18 protein-coding genes are annotated in these 22152 nt (G+C 52.1%); 11 read left to right on the top strand and 7 right to left on the bottom strand.

Annotated features, from left to right (window positions below):
- Positions 1-138: 138 nt before the first annotated feature.
- Entirely contained in the window at positions 139-993 is an 855-nt protein-coding gene (locus ACFSSA_RS10735) for a carbon-nitrogen hydrolase (RefSeq protein ID WP_386820447.1), read from the top strand.
- A gap of 5 nt (positions 994-998) precedes the next feature.
- Here the strand turns inward: ACFSSA_RS10735 and ACFSSA_RS10730 are convergent, their stop codons facing one another.
- Complete coding sequence (locus tag ACFSSA_RS10730) at positions 999-2408, bottom strand: TonB-dependent receptor (protein WP_386820446.1); 1410 nt, start codon at positions 2406-2408, stop codon at positions 999-1001.
- A 107-nt stretch (positions 2409-2515) separates the two neighbouring features.
- Positions 2516-3541: a ThuA domain-containing protein gene (locus ACFSSA_RS10725; RefSeq protein WP_386820445.1), complete on the bottom strand. Its 1026-nt coding sequence runs from the start codon at positions 3539-3541 to the stop codon at positions 2516-2518.
- 139 nt (positions 3542-3680) lie between these two features.
- On the opposite strand from ACFSSA_RS10725, the gene ACFSSA_RS10720 reads away from it, so the two are divergent.
- The 4 genes from ACFSSA_RS10720 to ACFSSA_RS10705 all read left to right on the top strand — a co-directional run bounded on the left by ACFSSA_RS10720 (position 3681) and on the right by ACFSSA_RS10705 (position 6854).
- Positions 3681-4454, top strand: a complete 774-nt coding sequence (locus tag ACFSSA_RS10720; RefSeq protein ID WP_386820444.1) for a protein-disulfide reductase DsbD domain-containing protein — start codon at positions 3681-3683, stop codon at positions 4452-4454.
- 91 nt (positions 4455-4545) lie between these two features.
- Positions 4546-5598: a peptidase M42 gene (locus ACFSSA_RS10715; RefSeq protein WP_386820443.1), complete on the top strand. Its 1053-nt coding sequence runs from the start codon at positions 4546-4548 to the stop codon at positions 5596-5598.
- Positions 5599-5676: 78 nt separating this feature from the next.
- Positions 5677-6273: a redoxin domain-containing protein gene (locus ACFSSA_RS10710; RefSeq protein WP_386820442.1), complete on the top strand. Its 597-nt coding sequence runs from the start codon at positions 5677-5679 to the stop codon at positions 6271-6273.
- A gap of 137 nt (positions 6274-6410) precedes the next feature.
- Positions 6411-6854: a hypothetical protein gene (locus ACFSSA_RS10705; RefSeq protein WP_386820441.1), complete on the top strand. Its 444-nt coding sequence runs from the start codon at positions 6411-6413 to the stop codon at positions 6852-6854.
- Between the two features lie 8 nt (positions 6855-6862).
- Here ACFSSA_RS10705 and ACFSSA_RS10700 read toward each other — a convergent pair whose 3' ends face one another.
- Positions 6863-7693 (bottom strand): CvfB family protein, encoded by an 831-nt coding sequence (locus ACFSSA_RS10700; protein WP_386820440.1) that lies wholly within the window; start codon positions 7691-7693, stop codon positions 6863-6865.
- Between the two features lie 12 nt (positions 7694-7705).
- Positions 7706-9673: a DNA gyrase/topoisomerase IV subunit A gene (locus ACFSSA_RS10695; protein WP_386820439.1), complete on the bottom strand. Its 1968-nt coding sequence runs from the start codon at positions 9671-9673 to the stop codon at positions 7706-7708.
- Positions 9674-9791: 118 nt separating this feature from the next.
- Between ACFSSA_RS10695 and ACFSSA_RS10690 the strand changes: the two genes are divergently transcribed.
- The gene (locus ACFSSA_RS10690; RefSeq protein WP_386820438.1) at positions 9792-11198 is read left to right on the top strand and encodes an alkaline phosphatase; all 1407 of its coding nucleotides are present in this window, start codon (positions 9792-9794) and stop codon (positions 11196-11198) included.
- A 75-nt stretch (positions 11199-11273) separates the two neighbouring features.
- Here the strand turns inward: ACFSSA_RS10690 and ACFSSA_RS10685 are convergent, their stop codons facing one another.
- Positions 11274-12179, bottom strand: a complete 906-nt coding sequence (locus ACFSSA_RS10685) for a hypothetical protein (RefSeq protein WP_386820437.1) — start codon at positions 12177-12179, stop codon at positions 11274-11276.
- Positions 12180-12421: 242 nt separating this feature from the next.
- Here ACFSSA_RS10685 and ACFSSA_RS10680 point away from each other — a divergent pair, with 242 nt between their 5' ends.
- The 4 genes from ACFSSA_RS10680 (at position 12422) to ACFSSA_RS10665 (ending at position 18631) form a co-directional block, all read left to right on the top strand.
- A complete protein-coding gene (locus ACFSSA_RS10680; protein ID WP_386820436.1) occupies positions 12422-14260 on the top strand; it encodes a phosphoenolpyruvate carboxykinase (GTP) in 1839 nt (612 codons plus the stop codon).
- 149 nt (positions 14261-14409) lie between these two features.
- A complete protein-coding gene (locus ACFSSA_RS10675; RefSeq protein ID WP_386820435.1) occupies positions 14410-16251 on the top strand; it encodes a GreA/GreB family elongation factor in 1842 nt (613 codons plus the stop codon).
- Positions 16252-16299: 48 nt separating this feature from the next.
- Entirely contained in the window at positions 16300-17598 is a 1299-nt protein-coding gene (eno, locus tag ACFSSA_RS10670) for a phosphopyruvate hydratase (RefSeq protein WP_386820434.1), read from the top strand.
- 220 nt (positions 17599-17818) lie between these two features.
- Complete coding sequence (locus tag ACFSSA_RS10665) at positions 17819-18631, top strand: PEP-CTERM sorting domain-containing protein (protein ID WP_386820433.1); 813 nt, start codon at positions 17819-17821, stop codon at positions 18629-18631.
- 137 nt (positions 18632-18768) lie between these two features.
- On the opposite strand, the gene ACFSSA_RS10660 is transcribed toward ACFSSA_RS10665, so the two are convergent.
- Positions 18769-19347, bottom strand: coding sequence for a hypothetical protein (locus ACFSSA_RS10660; protein ID WP_386820432.1), 579 nt, complete (start codon positions 19345-19347; stop codon positions 18769-18771).
- Between the two features lie 118 nt (positions 19348-19465).
- Complete coding sequence (locus ACFSSA_RS10655) at positions 19466-20191, bottom strand: TlyA family RNA methyltransferase (protein ID WP_386820431.1); 726 nt, start codon at positions 20189-20191, stop codon at positions 19466-19468.
- Positions 20192-20357: 166 nt separating this feature from the next.
- On the opposite strand from ACFSSA_RS10655, the gene ACFSSA_RS10650 reads away from it, so the two are divergent.
- Positions 20358-22115: an NADH-quinone oxidoreductase subunit G gene (locus tag ACFSSA_RS10650; RefSeq protein WP_386820430.1), complete on the top strand. Its 1758-nt coding sequence runs from the start codon at positions 20358-20360 to the stop codon at positions 22113-22115.
- Positions 22116-22152: the final 37 nt, after the last annotated feature.

Raw genomic sequence — 22152 nt, 5'->3', positions numbered from 1 at the left:
AAATACTCTCCACACCGCTCCGCTTCACACCCGTCACCCGCTCAATACTATAAACATAGTAGAATACTGATAATTCCGTTTGGCCGCTCTTGATTTATCGCTAAATGGATACATGATAACGGATAACTAGCTTAAATCATGCCACGCATTGCCCTCCTCCAATCAAAGACATTTCCAACCAAGGAAGAAGCTTTCGATCACCACGAAACACTGATACGTGCGGCTGCCGAAGGCGGAGCACAGATCATTGTCACCCAAGAACTCTTCCTGACCCCTTACTTCTGCACTGTTCAGGATGTAAATCGTTTCGATCTGGCGGATGTGTTACCGGGACCGGTCACCGATCGTCTTGGACGAATCGCCAGGGAACTTGGAGTCGTTCTAGTTTCTTCGCTATTCGAGCATCGCGGGCCTGGCCTTTATCATAATACTGCATCTATTCATGACGCGGACGGCAGTTTACTAGGGCTTTATCGCAAGGCCCATATCCCACAAGACCCCGGTTTTGAAGAGAAATTCTATTTCACACCCGGTGACAGCGGTTGGCCGGTTTGGGATACCGCATTCGGAAAAATCGGAGTCCTGATTTGCTGGGATCAATGGTATCCAGAAGCAGCCAGGCTCATGGCACTCGGAGGCGCTGAATTGTTGATCTACCCGACTGCAATCGGATGGCTTCCCGAAGAAAAAGAAGAGCTAGGAATTGCCCAGCATTGCGCCTGGGAATCAGTGCAACGTGGACATGCGGTAGCGAATGGTTGCTACCTGGCTGCAGTTAACCGCGCGGGAACTCATGATGGCACGGAATTTTGGGGACAATCCTTTGTTGCCAACCCATACGGAGAACTTGTGGCAAAGGCCTCTGTCGAAAACGAAGAGATCCTTTACCACGATGTGAATTTCAAAATGGTGGAAGATTTTAGGCGGATATGGCCGTTTTTCCGGGATCGACGAATTGACGCCTATGAGGGGCTGAGCACCCGTTGGCGTTGATCCGCTCAGCTGGGAGTGTAGCCAAAGAAGCAGCGTTTCTTGATCAGATCCGCGACCTCTTTCGGAACCATACTTTCCCAGCTGTTATCGCCTTCACCGATCTTGTTGAGGACATCTCTGGAGAAGATACTCAGAACATCGGGATTATGATTATCCAGATCCACGAAGCTTCCGCGATCCGCAAGATAACCATAGAGCTTCGAAAGCTCGGGAGCAACCTGCATCGAGTCCTTGGTGATCGTATTTCCCGTTTTTGCCTCCCGCAATGGATAGACGAAAAGCTTGAGGTTATGCTTAAATAGCCTTCCGAAGCTTTCCAAGATTCCGCCGGGAAGCGAGGTGTAATACTTCTCCTCGAACAATTCGATCAGCGACGGGACACCCATGACGATGCCAATCCTCTCTTTAGTCCGCCAAGACAGGTAAGCGGCGAGCCTATAGTATTCAAAGTAATCGGAAATCAGCACCGTCATCCCGCAAGCGGCCAATAAATCAGCTCTTGCGAGGAAATCCCGCCGATCGACGTCCTTCCCACCGGCGAGCAAATTTCGCATGGTGAGCTCGAAAATAGGTAGAACTTCTTTATCACGGACCGAGTCGTCTTCCTTGAATTTTTTCAAAGCACACTCCAGCATGTCAAAATTCACATGAGTCGGGGGCCGGAAACTTCCCCGTTCAACCAAGACGGCTTTCTTGTAAAGCGCCTCAGATGGCTGAAGCACCTCCCCATTTGCGCCGAACATAGCGGCACCACTTAGACCGAGCTGAACAAGCTTCAGGGCAATAAGACGATTATCGACCGCACGGAACTCAATTCCGCGGAACTCGATCATATCGATCTCCACACGCCCGGTTGTCAGTTTGTCCAATAGACTTTCCACCAGACTTTCAGGCTCGTGATGAAGGAAAAATCCACCAAAGAGCAGGTTCACCCCGACAATTCCCAGAGCCTCCTGCTGCAAGGAAGCTTCCGCATCCAGCATCCGGACGTGAATCATAATCTGGCTAGGCTCATCATGCGGGCGGGATTGGAACTTCAGCCCCATCCAGCCATGACATTCATTGCCACCTTTGAATGACCTAGCGACGACGGTATCAGCGAAAGCAAAAAAAGCGGTGCTGTCTCCACGCTGTGCACTCAATCGCTCCACATTGAGCCCGAACTCCCGGTCCAGCATCGCCTGACAGCGCGAGCGGGACACATATCGGTCACCACTACCGTAAATTGCATCGCTCACGGTCATGTCGTAGGCAGACATGCTTTTTGCGACAGTTCCCGCGGCTCCCCCAACACGGAAAAACCAGCGAACGACTTCCTGGCCGGCACCGATCTCGGCAAAAGTGCCATACCATCGGGGGTCCAAATTGATTTTAAGTGCTTTTTGGTGGGTGTCTAAATCTAATTCCTTCTGCATGATAAAGTCGCGATCGCTGGAGACTCCTAGCCGAAATCCCGCATACAAGGCATAAAAAAAGTGACGGAAGTGTGTCACCTCCGTCACTTCGAGTAGAACGACTCCGACTATTTTGCGAAATCCCCGGCCTTTTTTCCTTTCTGGAAATCACCGAAACCATACTTGCTGCCCTGGAATTCGCCGACGATATCGACATTGGCCTTCGCCGGCACTTCCATCCCAAGCCCGTCGAAAACCCCATTGACGACGAGCCTACGCAGCCCTTCATTTTGCAAATCCGTTGCAGCTCCCATTGTGGTCGTCAGCACTTTATTTGTTGTTCCAGCTTCATTCTTCACCTCGCGGGTCCAAGCGACCGGCATGGCAGGCTCATTGACCTTCTGCTTCCCGCCAGCCTTGAGTTTTTTCTCATAATCCGCGGGTTCACTGTTTGGCTCCATACTTTTAAGCACTACCCCACGGAGTAATACCGTTGCATCTTCCGGTGGGGCTGCCTCGTAAACATCGGAGTCCCCGAAAACATCAACAACACCATTCAATACCGGATTCTTCTCTTGTCCTTTCTCGACGACTCCTCTCGTTGCCTCCAACTTGTGTTTTCCCCAGTGACTAACCCAGGTTTCACCTAGGACCTTTCTACCAAATCCCCCGCTTTCGTGATTCCAGGACCATTCCGCCCATGGACTGTCTTTCGGAAAATTGAAAATATGTGTGCTGGTTCTCAGCGCGACGATCGGTATGCCACGATTCACCGTAGCATTGAACTTCTTCATCGTCTCATCGTCCCAGTTTCTGAATCGCAGCAGCATCACGAGCGCATCAGCAGAGTCCAGACTTTCACTCATCGCCAAGCTATCCGTGGCTGTAGGATCGATGGTGCCATCCTCCGAAACCGAAAAAAGAACTGTCGTATCAAATCCATGATGTTCGGTAAGGATCCTCGCCAACATCGGCATTGATTCCTCGGACCGATATTCCTCATCCCCCGCAAGAAGCACAACCTGCTTTCCTTTGCCCGGGCCTTCTCCACCGGTGAACTTCAAGATGCCATCGCCGGCTTCCATTTTTACCTCGGCTTGGGAAATACCCACAGCCATGCCAAATGCAGCTCCAATATAAAAACAATTCTTCATAAGATAATATTCATACTCGACTGTGTGATAGAATCACTCAAGAAAATTGCTCTCAGCGCATTCCAGGCAATTAATTTCCCAAGTAGTATTGCCGATTGTCGATTTGCGTTTCTCTTTAAGCTATCCAAAAGTGATCCATATGAAATCGGTCATTATCGCAGCAGCCTCATTCGTCGCCGTAGCCAGCGCAGCGGACGATTCATCCCATGCATCCGCCGTATGGATCGGCGAAAGTCAAACCATCTCCCGAGGGGAGCCACTCAGAACAGTCATCAAAATGCGAGTGGATGAAGGCTGGCACACTTATTGGAGCAATCCGGGGGAAGGTGGTCTTCCTCTTTCCATCAAAGCGGAATTGCCCGAAGGTTGGACGCTTGGGGAAATCCAATATCCTGCCCCCATCCGTTTTATGACCGGTGAACTACCCGGTTTCGGGTATGAGGGGGAAATACTTTTTCCTCTCGTCATACATCCGCCCGCAGACACGGAAGGCGAGGTTCCGGAATTTTCCGCAAGCCTGTCCTGGCTCACCTGCAATGATGAAACCTGCCTCCCCGGCAAGGCAGAACTTGCCCTCCCCGGTGAAGTGGACTCCAAGCTCGTCGCCAAAGCTTTCACCGCACTGCCCCAACCGCTGGAAGGAGCAAAGCTATCCGTGACCGAGCGGGATGAAAAAATTCTCTTCGAGCTATCCATACCCTCCGATACCGGCTTTTCTCCTGTCGACCACGAGGTATTTCCGCTCACCCGCAATGTCATCGATCCAGCCTCCAAACCGAGCTTCGAGAAGAACACCCGTGGGATCTGGAAGGCTTCCGCTCCAAAGAGTGAGTATTTTTCCGGCAAACTGGATCAGATCGTTCTAATTCTGAAATCGCCTAATCAGGGAGCTTTCCAGATTGAATCGAAATGAAACACCGCGATTCGCGGCATTTACGTAAAACAGCGCAACAGACATTTTGCTCTCACACATCGATCGCGGATTTTGCTAAGAAGCAAATCACATGTATCCCTCTCCCACAGCAGATCTCTCCGGCTTTCTAATTACGCTCAGACATTTGATTCGAGAGCCCGCTGTAGTCGGCGCGGAAGATTCATTTTTCCGCGTGCTAAGACGTGAGCTAGAGGAATTGGACATTTCAGTGGAAAGGCACAGCGGGATTCTCGTGGCACGCGGGAACAATCCGGATGGTGTAATCCTATCCGCCCATATCGATAGAAACGGCCTCGTCTGCACCGGGCCAAATGAATTCCAATATGCAGCGTTCATTGCGGCAAACCGGAGCGAGTTGACGGGTGATTCCATTTCCGAGCAAATGGTCGCCACCATAGCCGATCGCTTTACCGGGCAGCGTGTCCAAGCTCATCTGCCCTATACCGGCACTTACATAGGCCAGAGTGTTATTACCTCCGGCTACCTGTGTCCCAAGCGCTTGAACCTCATCTTCGAGGTGGAAGGGCTCGATCATCTGGAGCCGGGCACGCCGATCTCGTTCCTTGATCGTCTGAAACTCACCAATACCCATATTTCCGCCCAGCTGGACAACGTTCTGAGCGTCGCACTTATCATTTACCTCTACCGCATCGGCTTTCAGGGCACAGCGCTTTTCACCGCGCAAGAGGAAGCAGGGAGAAGCTGGCGTTATGCGCTCGAGTGGCTACGGAGAGAATCGATTACCACCCACCGCCTGTTGGTTCTGGATACCAGTCCCTACCCCACGCTCGAAGAAGCGGCCGCACAGGACCTCGTCCTCCGTAGAAAAGATGCCACATGCACTTTTGACCCCAAATTTACGGATGAAATCGCGCACCGCTGCGATGAATTGGGGATCAAATACAGCTACAAGGATGAATGGATCGAGGAAAGGAACCAACATAAGGAAAAAGCATCATCTTTGGGACGCACGGAACTTGGCCGTCTCGCCTATGCTTCGGATGGTGAAATCAACGGCACTACCTTGCAAATTCCGACCACCGGCTACCACACCGCAGAAGAAACAGCCTCCTTGTCTTCCGTTCAGGCAGCTATTGGTCTGCTTTGCACATTTATCCGATGATTTTTGTGTTTTTTGAGATAAATTCCGGCCTTCGGGACGCTCATCTCACGTCCTTGAATCAATAATCCAAAATCAATCATGAAATCCTTGATCACAGCCACATTAGTCGGAGCATTTGCTATCGCCACTTCCTTTGCCGCAGAAATTGGCAAAGCAGCACCAGCATTCACTGCTGACAACGTTAAAGGAGAGAAAGTAAGCCTTTCCGACTACAAAGATAAAGTTGTCGTTCTAGAATGGGTGAATTTTGACTGCCCGTTTGTCAAAAAGCACTACTCCAGCAAAAATATGCAAAAGCTGCAGGCAGACTACACCGGTAAGGATGTTGTCTGGCTCACGGTGAACTCTTCGGCAGAAGGAAAACAAGGTTACCTCGAGGCCTCCAAGCTTGATGAAAAAGTAAATGAGGAGGGCAGCAAGGCCACTGAAGTTCTGCTCGATACCGACGGCACCATTGGCAAGGCATATGGTGCCAAAGTGACGCCTCACATGATGATCATCGGAAAAGATGGCAAACTCGCCTACTCCGGCGCAATCGATTCCAAGCCATCGACCGACGCGGCTGATATCGACTCCGCCGAAAAGCTCTTTGCCAACGCGCTCGACTCCGTAATCAGCGGCACCGAAGTCGTGAACGCCAAGAACGAGCCATACGGCTGCGGAGTGAAATACTAAATCATCCGTATCACTCCGGGGTATGTTTTGTGCCGCTGTCCGATTGGGCAGCGGCTTTTCTTTGCGTATCTCTGAAATCTTCTTTCAATGATGCGCATTAGCCTAGGCAAATGCCCGGCAGCCGCCAGACTGTGCTCATGTTCAGCACCAAACAGCTTTCCGAAGAGCAAATCGCCACCATCAAATCCTGGGCGGCAGCCGGGGCAAGGCTTCCTGATATCCAGCTGAAAATGCACGAGGAAATGAACCTTCCCATTACCTACATGGACACCCGCTTCGTGATTTTGGATCTTGGCATTGAGCTAGCTAAAGATGACGTGGCTGTTGAAGTGCCGGATGATCTCGCGCAGGAGGAATCTCACACGGGTGGCGTGCAGGTCACGATGGACGATATGCCGCTTTCCGGGATGATCGTCAGTGGCAAAGCTGTCTTCAGCGATGGCGAACGCGCCATCTGGACGATTGATCAAAACGGTCAGCCGGGGCTTGAGCCGGAAACTGCGGCTTATGATCCAACGGAGGAAGACATCGTGGAGTTTCAGAAGCAGCTAAGAGCCCTGATTCAGTCGCTCAGAGAGTAAGCTTTCGCTCAGTTGAGCCGGATACCAGCATCTGTGAGAGTCACCAGGCGTTTTTTCAACAAAGCTCCGACAGTTTGCTTGAAGGTCCGTTTCGAAACTCCTAGCTCCGCGTAAATCTCCTCAGCCGGACTTTTATCACTGATTGCCCAGTAGCCGCCGCGTGCTACAAGCTCTCCCATGATCTGTTTTTCAAGATCATCCACACGCTCCCGACCCGGAGGATGCAAGGTTAGATCAAGCTTCCCATCTCCGCGGACGGCCGCAATGTAGCCCTTGAGTTTTTCTCCTAGAGCGAGTTCCTGGAAAACCTCGTTTGCAAAAATCAGACCCGTGTGGGCATTGTTCACGATCGCCTTATAGCCCATGGGAGTTTTGCCATAGACAATAAGATCGACTGCTTCCCCGCTTTCATAGATCGCCGGAGTAATATCTATATGGCGCGCGATTCGTGTCGTGGCCATCAGGCGGCGGCTGGATTCATCGAGAAGAATTTTCACCAAATAGCTTTTACCGGTTTCCATCCGCATTTTCTGCTCCCGGAAGGGCACGAGAAGATCTTTTGGCAAGCCCCATTCGAGGAATGCGCCCACTTCTGTCAGTGCGATACATTTGAGCTTCGCAAACTCCCCGGGCATGGCACGCGGCTGTTTCAGAGTAGCTACCAATCTATCTTCGGAATCCAGATAAATGAAGACATCAAGCGTAGTCCCCAGCAGCCATTCCTTTGGCATCTCACGTCTTGGGAGGAGGATCTCCCCTAAATTTTCAGCATCAAGAAAAAGGCCGACCGGCTTTTCCCGGAGGATAGTGAGAGAGGCTCTTTGGCCGATTTCGATCATGATTTATGGATACTACGGGGTGTAATCCTTGGGGGCGATAAGGATTTTTTCGACCGGGTGCTTGGTCACGATATTGCCTTGGCTGCCACGTCCTTTGATTCCGAATTCCGCAAAATGCAGGGGTCTCACCAGATTCCGGATCCGCAACGCGGATTTCAGATGAACGAGCAACATTTGCGCCGAGCTCTCTTCATTGGTGCTATGCCATTTGAAATATAGCACTTTGCTCCCGCGGGTTCCCTTGGTGAGATCATAGTCCTTGTCCCGGGTGATCCCTCCGACAGTGAAACGCTTCGCCATGATGTTCCCATCCTTACCATCACGGTAAATCATGGAGTAGATGATATCTTCATCCTTGCGGAAAACCGCGACTCGAAGGGGACGCGGTCCCACGAAGAATTTATCGGCTACTTTGGTCACCCTCATTTTTCCATCCGCGGTGAAAATGATAATGTCATCAAGCATCGAGCATTTCTCCAATGCTTCTTCCTTTTTCAATGAGGTCCCCGCGAAGCCGTTTTTCGCATCCAGATACAATGTCTCCGTAGCAGCGACCACCTGGGTGCGATCCACCCGCTCGAAAGATGAGATTTCCGTCATCCGCTGCCGCTCCTTGCCATACTTCTTCCCGAGGTTCTCATACCAGCGAATGGTATATCGGGTAAGATTTCGGAGGTTTTTCTCTGTCTCCGCGATGTCCTTCTCGATTCCCCGGATTTCCTCATCAGCTTTGAAGGAGTTGAATTTTGAGATCCGCTTGATCCGGATTTCTGTCAGGCGGATAAGATCTTCTTCCGTCACCTCTCGTTTGAGAAGCTTTTTGAACGGCTCCAGGCCGTCATCGATTGCTTTGAGCACAGCCTCCCAGGTTTCCGCTTCTTCGATATCCCGGTAGATGCGATTCTCGATGAAGATTTTTTCAAGAGACGAAAAATGCCATTTGTCGCCGAGCTCGTGCAGCCGGATCTCGAGCTCCATTTTCAAAAGGCCCCGCGTCAAATCCGTCGTTTGCCGCAAGATATCGCTCACTCCAAGGAAGGCGGGCTTTCCGTCCAGGATCACTCCGGAATTCGGTGAAATGCTCAGCTCGCAATCCGTAAACGCATAAAGGGCATCCCGGGAATTTTCCGGATCCACACCGCTTGGCAGATACACGAGGATATCCGCATGTGCTGCAGTGTTATCCTCAATTTTCTGGATCTTGATTTTATTTTTATCTGCCGCGCTGACAATGGAATCCATCAATCCACCGGTAGTTGTGCCAAAAGGTATCTCCGTAATACGTAAAATTCCTTTTTTCTCGATATCGATACGCGCCCGGACCCGCACCTTTCCGCCCCGGATGCCATCCCGGTATTCGCTCGCGTCCATGATACCACCGGTGGGAAAATCGGGAAGAAGCTCAAAAGGCTCATTGCGCAAATACGCAACAGCGGCGCTGACCAGCTCGTTGAAATTGTGAGGAAGGATCTTACAGGCCAAACCCACGGCAATTCCCTCCACTCCCTGAGCCAGAAGCAAGGGAAACTTCATTGGCAAAGTCATCGGCTCCTGGTTCCGTCCATCATAGGATGGCAGCCATTTGGTGGTTTTCGGGTTGAATGCCACCTCGAGGGCGAACTTTGTCAACCTCGCCTCAATATAACGAGGTGCCGCCGCGCCATCTCCCGTAAGCGTGTTGCCCCAGTTCCCCTGGGTATCGATCAATAAATCCTTCTGCCCTAGCTGGACCATCGCATCACCGATCGACTGATCCCCGTGAGGATGGTATTTCATCGTGTTTCCCACGACATTTGCCACCTTGTTGTAACGCCCGTCGTCCAATTCACGCAGAGAATGCAAAATCCGTCGTTGGACCGGCTTGAGCCCATCATGCAGGTGCGGGACGGCACGCTCGAGAATTACGTAACTCGCGTAGTCTAAAAAGTAATCGGAATACATCGCTCCAAGTGAGGCGTGCTGGTCCGGATCGTGTGTCATGGTGAAGTGTGCTAGTTTACACGGCCAGCCCGTGCAAGCCTTCCGTGCGGAGAATGTCATTTCTCGCCGTTGTTTTCCAACGGCTTGCCAGACGTGGAGCACCTGATAGCGTCGCCGCATGAGTGACTCGAGAATGGGCAGACGCGATTGGATGAAACTCGGCGGACTAGGCGGTGCGGCAGCCATGCTCGCGAGCTGCTCCCAGCAGAAAAAGACTCCGGGCGCCGCAGGCGAGGTCAACGGCATAATTTTTATGGTTGCGGACGGAATGAGCCACGGAGTTCTCACTATGGCTGAAAATTTCTCCAAAATCGTTCACCAGAGAGAAACCCGCTGGTGGCAGCTTATCGCGGACTCTTCCGCCGTCCGTGGCTTGATGGAAACAAGCTCTGCCAACTCTTTTGTGACGGATTCCGCTGCGGCATCATCCGCATGGGGCGGCGGATCGAAGGTGAACAACCGCTCGATCAACGTTCGTCCGGATGGAACAGAGGCCGAGCCAATCCTCCGCTTCCTGAAACAACGCGGGAGGCGCACCGGTCTGGTCACCACGGCGACGATCACCCATGCCACACCGGCAGGATTCGGCGCTGTAAGTGAAAAACGCGATGACGAGCACCTCATCGCCCCCCAATATGCTGGTGTTGTGGATATTTTGCTAGGTGGAGGCAGGCGTTTTTTCGATCCTGGAAAGCGCATTGATTCCCGTGACGCACGATCCGTTTTCATTAAGAATGGCTACGAGTACATCGAAGATCGCGAAACACTATTGAAAAGCAAAAGCCGTAAAGTTCTCGGACTTTTCAGCGATGGTCACCTCCCATTTGAAGTAGACAGGCTCAACGACGCGGCACTCGGGCAAACAACCCCAAGCCTTTCCGAGATGTCTGAGTTCGCCCTCAATGATTTTTTATACGGAAACGAAAAGTTCCTGCTGCAGATCGAAGGAGGAAGAGTCGACCACGGAGCACATTCCAATGACGCGGCCGGCCTGCTCTGGGATCAATTGGCTTTCGACGATGCTCTAGCCAAGGTCTTGGAAATGATCGATGGACGCGATGACATCCTCGTCGTTGTCACCAGTGATCACGGTAACGCAAACCCCGGGCTCAATGGCACCGGAAAAGAATACGGAAACTCTAATGACGCCTTCAAAGGCATCACACGCATGACTTCATCCTACGAGAGAATGCTAGGGGAATGGAACCAAGCAAAAGAGGTTTCACCCGAATTCCTTACCGATCTGGTCCAACGGAAACTCGCCTTCAAACTCAAGCCGGAGGAAGCTGCGGCACTCTTCGCAAGCCTCACTGAAAAGCCCTTCATAGAATGGAGCAACCAACTCCACAACGCACATGGGCTGCTCGGCCAGTTTGCCGGAAACCACACAGGAATCGGCTGGACAGGCACGTCACATACTTCCGATCCAACGATGATTTCGGCAATCGGTCCACAGGCGGAGCGATTTTCTGGAATCGTTCCGAACCACGAGGTGCATCGCCATTTCGTTGAGCTGCTAGGCTAAAAAAAATCCTGCCAGGGAGAACCCCCGGCAGGGACGCGAAAAAGATTTTCCTTCGTGGAAGAGCCGCCGGGGAACTTAGCGACGGCGGCGCAGCAGCAATGTCATCCCAATCATGGAAATGATCGCAACACTGGGCTCCGGAACAGTCGGGTTGTTCGGATTATCTACAAATGAGTTATCGGAAAGCCCGAAGAATTTCACATCAGCTTCACCATTGTTATCGATTCTGAACCCGTAGACCGCCTGCTCCGCGGCTGCGGAACCTTCAAAGAACTTGCCGATGCTTGCCACGGAGAAACCGAAGGCCTGGCTGGCCTGATAGCTCTCAGCCGCATAACCGGAATTCCAATCATAGGCTTGATAGGCCCCCTTTGTCGCAGGCCCGCCGAAGCGTAGGGTATTAGCACCGGCGATCACATCTCCGTTGGCATCCAGAGGAACGATTGTGAAAAAGGTATTTCCATAACGCTCGGAAACTAAAACGAAATCATTTGCCTCGAAACCTTTCGCGAAATGGAGGTCAAAGTCAGCTGTCGAGCTACCCGGAAGATTACTCACTCCATCGTAGAATGCGTAATTAAGGAGATCGGTGTCCTGCGTGACTCCTGCAAGCGATGTCGCATACGCGCTGATGTCTGAAGTCGTGGTCACAGTCCCATTATCGAACACCCCCACTCCACCGGCTTGGGAGGTCAGGTTCAGATTTGTGACAGTAGCTCCCAGTGAGTTGAAAGAATCAAGAGTCTTGGTAACACCTCCGTCGTTCACGACCACGGATTTCAGGTAAACCGAGCCATCACGGTTAACTGCCACACCAGAGGCTTCGGAGGTTTGGGAGACATCGATGCCATCGACAACGTAGTTCACGCTGTTGATCGGCACATTGTTGGTTCCAGGGAGAATATCGACAAAGTTCTGGGCACCGAGTGGATGCACAAGAACAAGCGACGACATCGCCGCAAGAAAATATTGCGTTTTCATGTGTATTGGGGGGAGTTGGGGGGAAGTCTGAATACGGAAACCCTGAAGGACCACCGCATCGACCTCCTTAGAAAAGACCCGCTTCTACCTTTTCGCAACCACTTTATGACTACGTAAAAACGTAGGTAAGGCTGTGCGTCGCAGCGATCCGGCCACCAATCTTGCTTGAGTTTGCGCATATCCTCTCTTTGGAACGCCTGATCTTGCAGCTACGAATGACTTCGGCTTAGATATAGGTAGATATGAAAATTCAAGGAACATCCTATCAGGCTTTACAATCATGGATCGAGGAGATGACCGAGCTATGCTCCCCGGAATCGGTAAGATGGTGCGATGGCTCCCAGACGGAATGGGATGAACTCACCCAGCTACTTTGTGAGCAGGGAACATTCACCCCCTTGAACCCGGAAAAACGTCCGAACTCTTTCCTCGCCCGTTCCGAGGCGTCCGATGTGGCCCGAGTCGAAGAAAAAACCTTCATTTGCACCAAACGTCCCGATGAGGCGGGCCCCACCAATAAATGGGCGGATCCCACGGAAATGAGAGAGCTTCTTCTGACGAAGTTTTCGGGCTCCATGGCCGGGCGCACCATGTATGTCATCCCCTTCTGCATGGGGCCACTCGAATCACCGCTAGCTAAGATTGGCATTCAGGTTACCGACAGCCCATACGTTGTAGTGAACACAAGAATCATGGCACATATGGGGAGTCACATTCTGAAACGCCTGGAGGATGAAACCTCGGGTGTGCTTCCGAAGAAACGCGATGGCCACGCACAATTCATCAAATGCCTCCATTCCGTGGGAGCTCCTCTGTCCCCCGGCGAAAATGATGTCCCATGGCCCTGTAATGATGAGAAATATATTACTCATTTCGTCGATACCCGGGAGATCATGTCATATGGCTCCGGTTATGGAGGTAATGCGCTTCTTGGCAAAAAATGCCTCGCGCTCCGCATCGCATCCAATATTGCCCGCGAGCACCGCTGGATGGCGGAACACATGCTCATTTTGGGCCTCCATGCTCCCGATGGCTCCACCACATACGTCACAGCCGCATTCCCCTCCGCTTGCGGAAAAACAAATCTGGCAATGCTTGTCCCCCCGAAAACCTACGCGGACAAAGGTTGGAAGACCTCGATCGTGGGCGATGACATCGCGTGGCTATGGCCGCATAATGATGGCAAACTCCATGCGATAAATCCGGAAACCGGTTTTTTCGGAGTTGCTCCGGGGACCTGCTGGGAGACGAATTCCATAGCAATGGAATCAATGCGGGAAAATACCATCTTCACAAATGTCGCACTTACGGATGACGGCGATGTCTGGTGGGAAGGCCTCACCGCAGAGCCGCCGGCACATCTCATCGACTGGACGGGAAAGGACTGGACTCCAGATTGCGGGCGTCCCGCCGCACACGCGAACTCACGCTTCACCGCTCCTGCGGCCCAATGCCCTACGATCGATCCCAACTGGCAGAGCCCGGAGGGCGTTCCCATCGATGGTGTCATCTTCGGTGGCCGCCGTGCTACTACCATGCCTCTAGTCTATCAGGCATTCAACTGGGGCCATGGAGTCTACGTGGGAGCGACGATGGGATCTGAGATGACAGCCGCAGCTGCCGGCACCATCGGTAAAGTCCGGCGCGATCCTATGGCCATGCTCCCTTTCTGCGGCTACAACATGGGAGCCTACTTCGGCCACTGGCTTGAAATGCAGCGTTATCTAACGCATCTTCCCCGCTTTTTCCACGTGAATTGGTTCCGCAAGACCGAAGATGGGAAATTCATGTGGCCCGGCTTCAGCGAGAACATCCGCGTCCTAGAATGGATCGTAAAACGTTGCCAGGGTGGAGCTGCCGGACATGAAACACAAATCGGATGGATTCCTGACTACGAGAATTTCAATATCGAAGGTCTGGAGAATTTCACCAGGGAAGACTTCGAAAAAGTGATGAGATTTGATCGGCGGGAATGGCGCACGGAGCTTGTCTCGCAAGGAGAACTTTTCATTGATCTATACGACCATTTACCAAAAGAACTCGTTTTCCAACGGGAGCTACTTGCGGCAAGGCTCGTCTGAATCCTCGGGCGCGAAAAAGTGCCCGGCCAGTGAGCGAAAAGGCTAGCGCCGCCCTCCTCGTCGTGTAGTCTAGACGTGAAAAAATCACTAAAAACCGATTTATCACCGGAAGGCTTGCGTTTCCTCATCCGAGTTTCCAAGCTGTGTCCATGCATCCTGATGTCGAGAAATTGGTAGAGGCCGGTAAAATACCAGCGCCTGTCGGAGAACGTCTTTCACAACTCGCACCCGGGAATTTCTGCCTGCACAAATCATTTGGTGCCGGGAAAGTGATTGATTGGGATTTTGCGACAAAAAAAATCGTCGTAGACTTTGAAAAATCCAGCGGACAGGAAATGGATCTCCAGTTCGCCATGCAGAAAACAGAGTGGCTTCCTCAGGACGACTTCCGCGCCGTAAAAATCGAGCAAATCGAAGAGCTCCGCAAACTCGCGAAAACGGATTCTGTAGCACTTGTCATCCACATCTTGGAAAGCCATGGCGGCTCCATCACCGGCGAAGCCATCGAAGCACTCGTGAGCGGTGCGGTCATCCCGACCAAAGAATACAAAAAATGGTGGGATGCGACCAAGAAGGCGGTCAAAGAAAGCCGAAAGGCCGTAGTGCCCACCAAGCGCACGGAAGCTATCGTCTTGCGCGATACCGATATCACCCCCGCCCAGGCTCTATTGGCAGATTTCGAAGCTTCGAAAGATATCAAAGGAATGATCAAAGCGCTGGAAGCAATCGCTGCGGACATCGGTGCCTTCGATGAAGACTCGGAAGCCCTCAAACAACTTCTCACGGATATTGATGACGGGGCGAAGAAAGCTGCCCGTGTGCAACTGGGACATGCCATGCAACTCATCGCCGCACGGGATGAAGTCATCGGCAGCAACAAAGCCCTCGAGCTGGATCCCAGCGCCGTCCGCCTCAGCGATCTCATTGCCGGTTCCGATCTCAGCCGCATTGCCGAAGAGTTGGTCGCTCTCCCTTCAACCCGCCAACGGGCGGTCTATGAAGCATTCGAAACGGCTTTTGGTCCGGAATGGATTGAAAAGATCGTTACCGTTTTTGACCAGGTCGGTGCCCGCGGAGTCACAGAAATTGCCCGTATCCTCTCCGAAAACGGGGGAATGCCAGTTCTCATGGAGCACCTCTCCTCCGCCCTCGCACGCCGGGCACTCGGCCCAGATGCATTGATCTGGGTTTGCCGCGAGCGCAAAGGGTCGGCTGAAGAAATCTTTGGTGCGGACGTGGGAGCATCCATCCTCAACCTGCTTGAAAATGACCACCTTTCGGACGGTCCGCGCAAGACGTCGCGTCTTCAGACACTCCTCAATGACGACAAGGCTCTACTTTCGGACCTCGTCAATGGTATGGATCTCAACGAAGCGAAAAACTTTGCGCGCCGGATGCTTGATTGTCCTGTCTTCGGCGACCTTGAGAAAAAGTCCCTGATGGCCCGCATCATCAAAGTTCGCCCGGAAACGGTGGAACTTGTCTCCGGACAAAACGCGGCAAAACGTGAGGAACCTCTTCTCGTCTCATGGGAATCCCTGGAGAAGAAGAAACAGGAGCTGGAAGAACTTATCCGCGTAAAAATCCCGCAAAACCTTCAGGATGTTAAAATTGCCCGCTCTTACGGCGACCTCCGCGAAAACTTTGAATACAAATCCGCCAAGGATATGGAAAAATTCCTGGCACACCGGCGTGCGGCCCTGGAGCGTGAAATCGCTCTCGCCAGAGGCACTGATTTCAAAGGAGCCGATACGCAAACTGTGAATATCGGCACCGTTGTGGTTCTCGCCGACGAGGATGGCAAAGAACAAACCATCACAGTTCTCGGCGCATGGGATTCCACTCCGGAAAGGAAGGAAGTATCCTACCTCTCGGATGTTGGCAAAGCGCTCATGGGACTGTCCGTTGGAGACGATGCCAAAGTCCGCAATGTCGAGTCCGAGCAAATGCAAACATTGACCATCAAGTCCATCTCCGCTTATCACGCCTAAGGAAACCTCTCTTAGGAAAACTTTCCAAACTTACACAAATAATACATCATGGATCTTACCACTATTGTAGAAATCCGGGGCCGCGAGGTCATCGACTCACGCGGCAACCCAACTGTTGAGGTTGACGTCCACCTTGAAGGCGGCGCGATCGGCCGTGCCGCGGTTCCATCCGGCGCATCCACCGGCGAGCATGAAGCCCACGAGCTTCGTGATGGCGACAAGTCCCGTTACCTTGGCAAAGGCGTTCTCAAAGCCGTTGAGGCAGTCAACGAAACCATCGCTCCCGAGCTACTCGGTTTCGACGCGACGGAACAAGCATCCATCGATGCGACAATGATCGAACTCGACGGCACTGCGAACAAAAAGAAACTGGGAGCAAACGCGGTTCTCGGCGTTTCCCTTGCCGTTGCCAAAGCAGCTTCCGCTCAACTCGGCACCCCACTTTACAAGTATCTTGGCGGACCAAACGCCAAAGTGCTTCCGGTTCCAATGATGAATATCATCAACGGCGGCTCCCACTCGGATGCTCCGATCGACTTCCAGGAGTTCATGATCGTCCCGATCGGTGCCCCGACTTTCCGCGAGTCTGTCCGTTATGGTGCTGAAGTATTCCACGCACTTAAGAGTGTTCTTCATGGCCGTGGACTTTCCACAGCTGTGGGCGACGAAGGTGGTTTTGCTCCCAAGCTCGACTCCGCGGAAGATGCTCTCGGCGTCATCTGCCAAGCGATCGAAAAGGCAGGCTACAAAGTGGGCGAGGATATCTCCATTGCTCTTGATGTGGCATCTTCCGAGTTCTTCAACAAGGAGAAGGGCAAATACATCTTCCACAAATCCGATAACTCGGAGAAATCAGCCGAAGAGCTCGTTGCCTTCTATGCAGATCTCCAGAAGCGCTTCCCGATCATCTCCATCGAAGACGGTTGCGACGAGAATGACTGGGATGGCTGGAAAATCCTTACCGATACCATGGGTAAAAACACCCAACTTGTCGGTGATGACCTTTTCGTAACCAACTCCAAGTTCCTACAGAAAGGCATCGATCTCGGCGTTGCAAACTCCATCCTCGTGAAAGTAAACCAGATCGGTTCCCTCACAGAAACCTTCGATGCTGTGGAACTCGCCAAGGAAAATGCCTATACGGCGGTTCTTTCCCACCGTTCCGGCGAAACCGAAGATAGCACGATTGCTGATCTGGCGGTTGCTACAAACTGCGGACAAATCAAAACCGGCTCCATGTCCCGCTCCGACAGGATTGCAAAATACAACCAGCTCCTCCGCATCGAAGAGGAGCTCGGTGAGGACGCCATCTACGGCGTCAGCAAACTCAAAGTTCTCAAGAAGTAATCGAACTTCGAGACAACGACTTCCCAAAAGGCTCCGGTTTGAAACCGGGGCCTTTTTTGTGGACTTCACCCAAGCACAACACCTTCAAACTCACTGATTCTGAGCGAACTATGGGCCAGAAAGCAAAAAGAGATCTAAAGTGAATAATTCTGAAAAATAAATGCAGGAAGGACGGAATGCATACATTTATCATGCAGCCACAATCCATGTGGTTTAAAACATGAAACCAAGAAACCTAATTCGTAGCCTTGCAGCGATTGCAACTGCCTCATCTGCACAAGCGGCAATCTACTCGACCTCATTCGATACCCCGGTTTATACGGCCGGGAAGTTGTCGGGCAAAGATGGCTGGCTTAGCCAGGACCAATGGACGGTAGATGGCATGGGAAATACCACCACGCTCAGTGGTGCCTACATCCGTGCACAGAACACCACAATTAAAAGTGCAAACACCGTTGGCACGACGGATACCGTCAAGTCGACATTTGTATTCGGCGCTAGCACAAACCTAATTACCAACGTCCCGAATGGCAACGAGCTGATGTATGTTCTGGGCCTTACAGAACAGATTACCGCACCTGCGCCAGCGCTTGCAATCTCAGGTGGGCTTGCCTACGAAGACGATAGCCTACCCAATAAAACGCTTGTTCTGCGGGGTATCGGAACTGATGTGGTGATCGGGGATGCCAATACCTTCCTATCATCTACATGGACTCTGACACTGGCTGCTACCAAGATTAGCGCGTCAGAATACTCGGTGATTCTATCGGCAACCTCTTCCGCATCCGCAGGAACCATTTACTCCACGGCGGCAACGACAGTTACTCCTGCTTCTGGTTTTGCGAGCGCGACATCTACCACCGGAGCAATGCAGGCCCTACCATCTGCAGGAACTACCGGGAGCGATGGATCGACGCTTGGCCAGGTGTCCGGAGTCACAGTGCGTGACTATTCATTTGAAACAGTTCCAGAACCAGGGAGCACTCTCATGATTGCTCTCGGAAGCCTTCTTTTCCTACGCCGCAGACGCTAGAGGAAAGGTTACTATCGTTCTACATCCACCATTCTCCGCAAAACGGGGAATGGTTTTTTTTATCCGTATATTCAGGGACATAAAAAAAGCCAACGGACGAACCGTTGGCTTTGAAACTAATTCGAATTAGCCAGGAATTAAGCAAGTGTGCCTTCTTCTTTCTCCTCGGCACCTTTTTTGCATTTGTCGCAATCTTTGCCAGCCATCAGAGTGCCTTCTTCTTTTTCAGCTTTGTGCTTTTTGCACTTTTCGCATTTCTCGCCGTCTTTGCAATCCTTGCACTTCTCACCTTTACCGCACTTGCCGCAATGAGCGAGGGCATCGGTAGTTGTGGATACAAGCACAGTGGATTCAGCCTTTTCTTTATCGCACTTGCCGCCTTTTTCGCATTTACCGGCTTCAGCTACGAGGGTGGACTCGCCTTTTTCCTTGTCGCATTTGCCGCCTTTTTCGCATTTGTCGGCTTCAGCCACGAGGGTGGACTCGCTTTTTTCCTTGTCGCACTTGCCGCCTTTTTCGCATTTGCCGGCTTCAGCTACGAGGGTGGACTCGCCTTTTTCCTTGTCGCACTTGCCGCCTTTGTCACATTTGCCGGCTTCAGCCACGAGGGTGGACTCATCTTTTTCTTTGTCGCACTTACCCTTTTCGCATTTTTCAGCGAAGACAAGCGGGCTGGTAAACATGGTGGCACAGAATGCTGTAAGTAGTAATTTCATTGGTTGGTTGGTTTTGTTTGTTGGTTCGTAGAGATCAGGGGCTCAGTATCTCAGCGGGATCCTACTACATAAATAGAGCCGCACGAGCGATTTTTATTCTGTATTATTTCAATTATTTTCAACCGATCCACGCCAGAAATTCCTGATTTCCGTCCATACCCGCAATCTGAGCGGGTATCACTCCCCGCCATTCGCGCCCGTTTTCCTCGGAGAAGGCCCGGATCTTTTCAACGGCCCGTTCTCTCAATTCTTCTTCGCGCACAATCCCGCCTTTGCCGACATCCTCGCGCCTTAGTTCGAATTGGGGCTTGATCAGGCAAACAACGGATCCGTTCGGTTCCAGCACGCTAAAAACCGCCGGAAGTACTTTGGTCAGCGAGATGAAAGACAAATCCATTACCGCCAAGCGAACCTTCTCACCCAGATCTTTCTCCTCCAATCCTCTTGCATTGAATTTTTCCCGGGAAATCACCCGTGGATCGTTCCTCAGCTTCCATACCAACTGGTTTGTTCCCACGTCAATGGCGTGAACCTTTGCAGCTCCCCGCTGTAGCAGACAGTCGGTAAAACCTCCGGTGGAAGCGCCAACATCAAGACACGTCCAACCGGAAACATCGATCCCGAAATGGATCAACGCACCTTCCAGCTTCAAGCCTCCACGGCCCACAAACCTCGGTTTTTCCTTAATTTCCACGACGGCATCTTCGCCGAAACGCTCCGCGGGTTTATCCACCACACGGCCATCCACCTTCACCTCGCCCGCCAGAACCAGCCTTTTTCCCTGCTCTCTGGAATCACACATTCCTCGTAAAACCAGCAGCGCATCCAATCGATCTTTTCTCACACAGACTTTCTAGACATCCTCGTCTCCCGTTTCAACCTCCGCCATGCTGATTTTGCGGTTCACGCACTTTGTGAAAAATTTCACAAAGCACACTTGCCGCCCAGCGATTAGATCGACATATTCCGCGCAGGCCGAATGGCTTATCATTTTTTTTCATTTTCCAGTCATGAGCGATACCCCTACGGCCTCCGCAGAACTCAAACTACCTAAAGACATTGCCGCCGAAAAAGGCATGGTGAACGTGCAAATCGATGGCAAGTGGTATCAATTCCCGCGAGGCACCCGCATGATCGAGGCATGCCGCCAAGTGAAGGTCGACGTTCCCTATTATTGCTATCATCCCAAGCTTTCCGTTCCGGGAAACTGCCGGATGTGCCTTGTGCAGATGGGTATGCCTCCACGGCCGATGCCGGGCCAAGAACCTACCTATGACGAGGATGGCTATCAACCGATCGGCTGGATGCCGCGTCCGGCGATTTCCTGCGCCAATACTGTTGCAGAAAACATGGGGATTCGCACAACCGGTGAGCTGGTCCAGAAATGCCGGGAGGGCGTGATGGAGTTCCTTCTCATCAACCACCCTCTCGACTGCCCGATTTGCGATCAAGCCGGAGAATGCCGCCTGCAGGAACAATCCGTTGGGTATGGCCGTGGCGTATCGCGCTTTGTCGACATGAAGGTGAAAAAGCCGAAAAATGTCGATATCGGTCCCCGCATTCGTCTGGATGATGAGCGCTGTATCATGTGCTCCCGCTGTATTCGGTTTATGGACGAAGTGGCCGGAGATCCGGTCCTGGGCTTCACTCAGCGAGGCACCCACACCACTTTGACGGTTCATCCAAACCGGAGGTTGGATTCCAATTATTCCCTCAATACCGCTGATATCTGCCCAGTCGGAGCCCTCACTTCCAATGACTTCCGTTTCCAAATGCGGGTTTGGTTCCTGAAGGAAACCCCGTCCATCGATGTCAATTGCGGCACAGGCACCAACATCGTCATCCACACTCGGGGCAATACCATTCATCGCATCACTCCCCGTCAGAATGATGAGGTGAACTCCGCATGGATGCCGGATTCGCATCGCCTGAATTTCCACTACATCGATAGCGATGCCCGGTTGACCGAGCCCATGATGAAAAGCAACGGTGCCCATGCCGTTACCTCATGGCCCGATGCGCTTACGGCTACCGCTGCACGTTTAAAAGGAATTCCCGCCGACCAGGTTGCCATCATTGGCTCCGGACGCATGACCAATGAGGAGCTCGTCCTACTGAAAGCGCTACGCGAAACCCTGGGCACTCCACATCTTTCACTTGTCGCCCGCAAGGGTGAGCCTGATGGTCTGCTTATCGCGGCAGATAGAAACCCGAATACGACCGGAGCAAAGCTGATTCTTGATACCATTGATCCTTATGATGCTCTCTCGTCCATTCGTTCCGGCGTCCAGGGTGGCCAAATCAAAGCATTGCTGGTATTTGGCGAAGATTTGATCACTGATGCAGGCTTCTCCGCGGCAGATCTCGCAAATCTTGATTTCCTTCTTCAGACCTCACTTCTTGCCAACCCGACCGCCAACCAGGCGGATGTCGTTCTTCCCGGGGCAGCGTTCTCTGAAAAGCGCGGGTCGATGGTTAACTTGACCGGGCGCCTCCAGCGTCTCAATCGAGCGGTAGAGCCACCATTCCAAACCAGAGACGATTGGGAAATCCTCCGGGATCTGATCTCTGAAATCTCCGGCCAGCAGGCGGAAATCCATCTCATCGAAGATGTTTTCAGACGTCTTTCTGAAAATGTCTCCGCCTTCGAAGGAATGACGCTTTCCAAGATCGGTGATCTGGGCACGGTGATCACTGAAACCAATTATAAAATTGCGCTTCTTGAAAATGAGCGCGCACGCAAGGCAGCCGGAACCATCAACGGATAGGAAATTTCCTACTTCACCCTCTGCTACCGAATCACTT

Origin of the sequence: Luteolibacter algae, assembly GCF_042683045.1 — a bacterium.
GTDB lineage: Bacteria > Verrucomicrobiota > Verrucomicrobiia > Verrucomicrobiales > Akkermansiaceae > Luteolibacter > Luteolibacter algae.
This window is presented reverse-complemented; position numbering and strand designations above follow the sequence as displayed.

Bases quoted from the DNA above. Each gene is read 5' to 3' on its own strand.
- ACFSSA_RS10735 (WP_386820447.1), top strand. From the start codon at position 139: ATGCCACGCATTGCCCTCCTCCAATCAAAGACATTTCCAACCAAGGAA.
- ACFSSA_RS10730 (WP_386820446.1), bottom strand. From the start codon at position 2,408: ATGCAGAAGGAATTAGATTTAGACACCCACCAAAAAGCACTTAAAATC.
- ACFSSA_RS10725 (WP_386820445.1), bottom strand. From the start codon at position 3,541: ATGAAGAATTGTTTTTATATTGGAGCTGCATTTGGCATGGCTGTGGGT.
- ACFSSA_RS10720 (WP_386820444.1), top strand. From the start codon at position 3,681: ATGAAATCGGTCATTATCGCAGCAGCCTCATTCGTCGCCGTAGCCAGC.
- ACFSSA_RS10715 (WP_386820443.1), top strand. From the start codon at position 4,546: ATGTATCCCTCTCCCACAGCAGATCTCTCCGGCTTTCTAATTACGCTC.
- ACFSSA_RS10710 (WP_386820442.1), top strand. From the start codon at position 5,677: ATGAAATCCTTGATCACAGCCACATTAGTCGGAGCATTTGCTATCGCC.
- ACFSSA_RS10705 (WP_386820441.1), top strand. From the start codon at position 6,411: ATGTTCAGCACCAAACAGCTTTCCGAAGAGCAAATCGCCACCATCAAA.
- ACFSSA_RS10700 (WP_386820440.1), bottom strand. From the start codon at position 7,693: ATGATCGAAATCGGCCAAAGAGCCTCTCTCACTATCCTCCGGGAAAAG.
- ACFSSA_RS10695 (WP_386820439.1), bottom strand. From the start codon at position 9,673: ATGACACACGATCCGGACCAGCACGCCTCACTTGGAGCGATGTATTCC.
- ACFSSA_RS10690 (WP_386820438.1), top strand. From the start codon at position 9,792: ATGAGTGACTCGAGAATGGGCAGACGCGATTGGATGAAACTCGGCGGA.
- ACFSSA_RS10685 (WP_386820437.1), bottom strand. From the start codon at position 12,179: ATGAAAACGCAATATTTTCTTGCGGCGATGTCGTCGCTTGTTCTTGTG.
- ACFSSA_RS10680 (WP_386820436.1), top strand. From the start codon at position 12,422: ATGAAAATTCAAGGAACATCCTATCAGGCTTTACAATCATGGATCGAG.
- ACFSSA_RS10675 (WP_386820435.1), top strand. From the start codon at position 14,410: ATGCATCCTGATGTCGAGAAATTGGTAGAGGCCGGTAAAATACCAGCG.
- eno (WP_386820434.1), top strand. From the start codon at position 16,300: ATGGATCTTACCACTATTGTAGAAATCCGGGGCCGCGAGGTCATCGAC.
- ACFSSA_RS10665 (WP_386820433.1), top strand. From the start codon at position 17,819: ATGAAACCAAGAAACCTAATTCGTAGCCTTGCAGCGATTGCAACTGCC.
- ACFSSA_RS10660 (WP_386820432.1), bottom strand. From the start codon at position 19,347: ATGAAATTACTACTTACAGCATTCTGTGCCACCATGTTTACCAGCCCG.
- ACFSSA_RS10650 (WP_386820430.1), top strand. From the start codon at position 20,358: ATGAGCGATACCCCTACGGCCTCCGCAGAACTCAAACTACCTAAAGAC.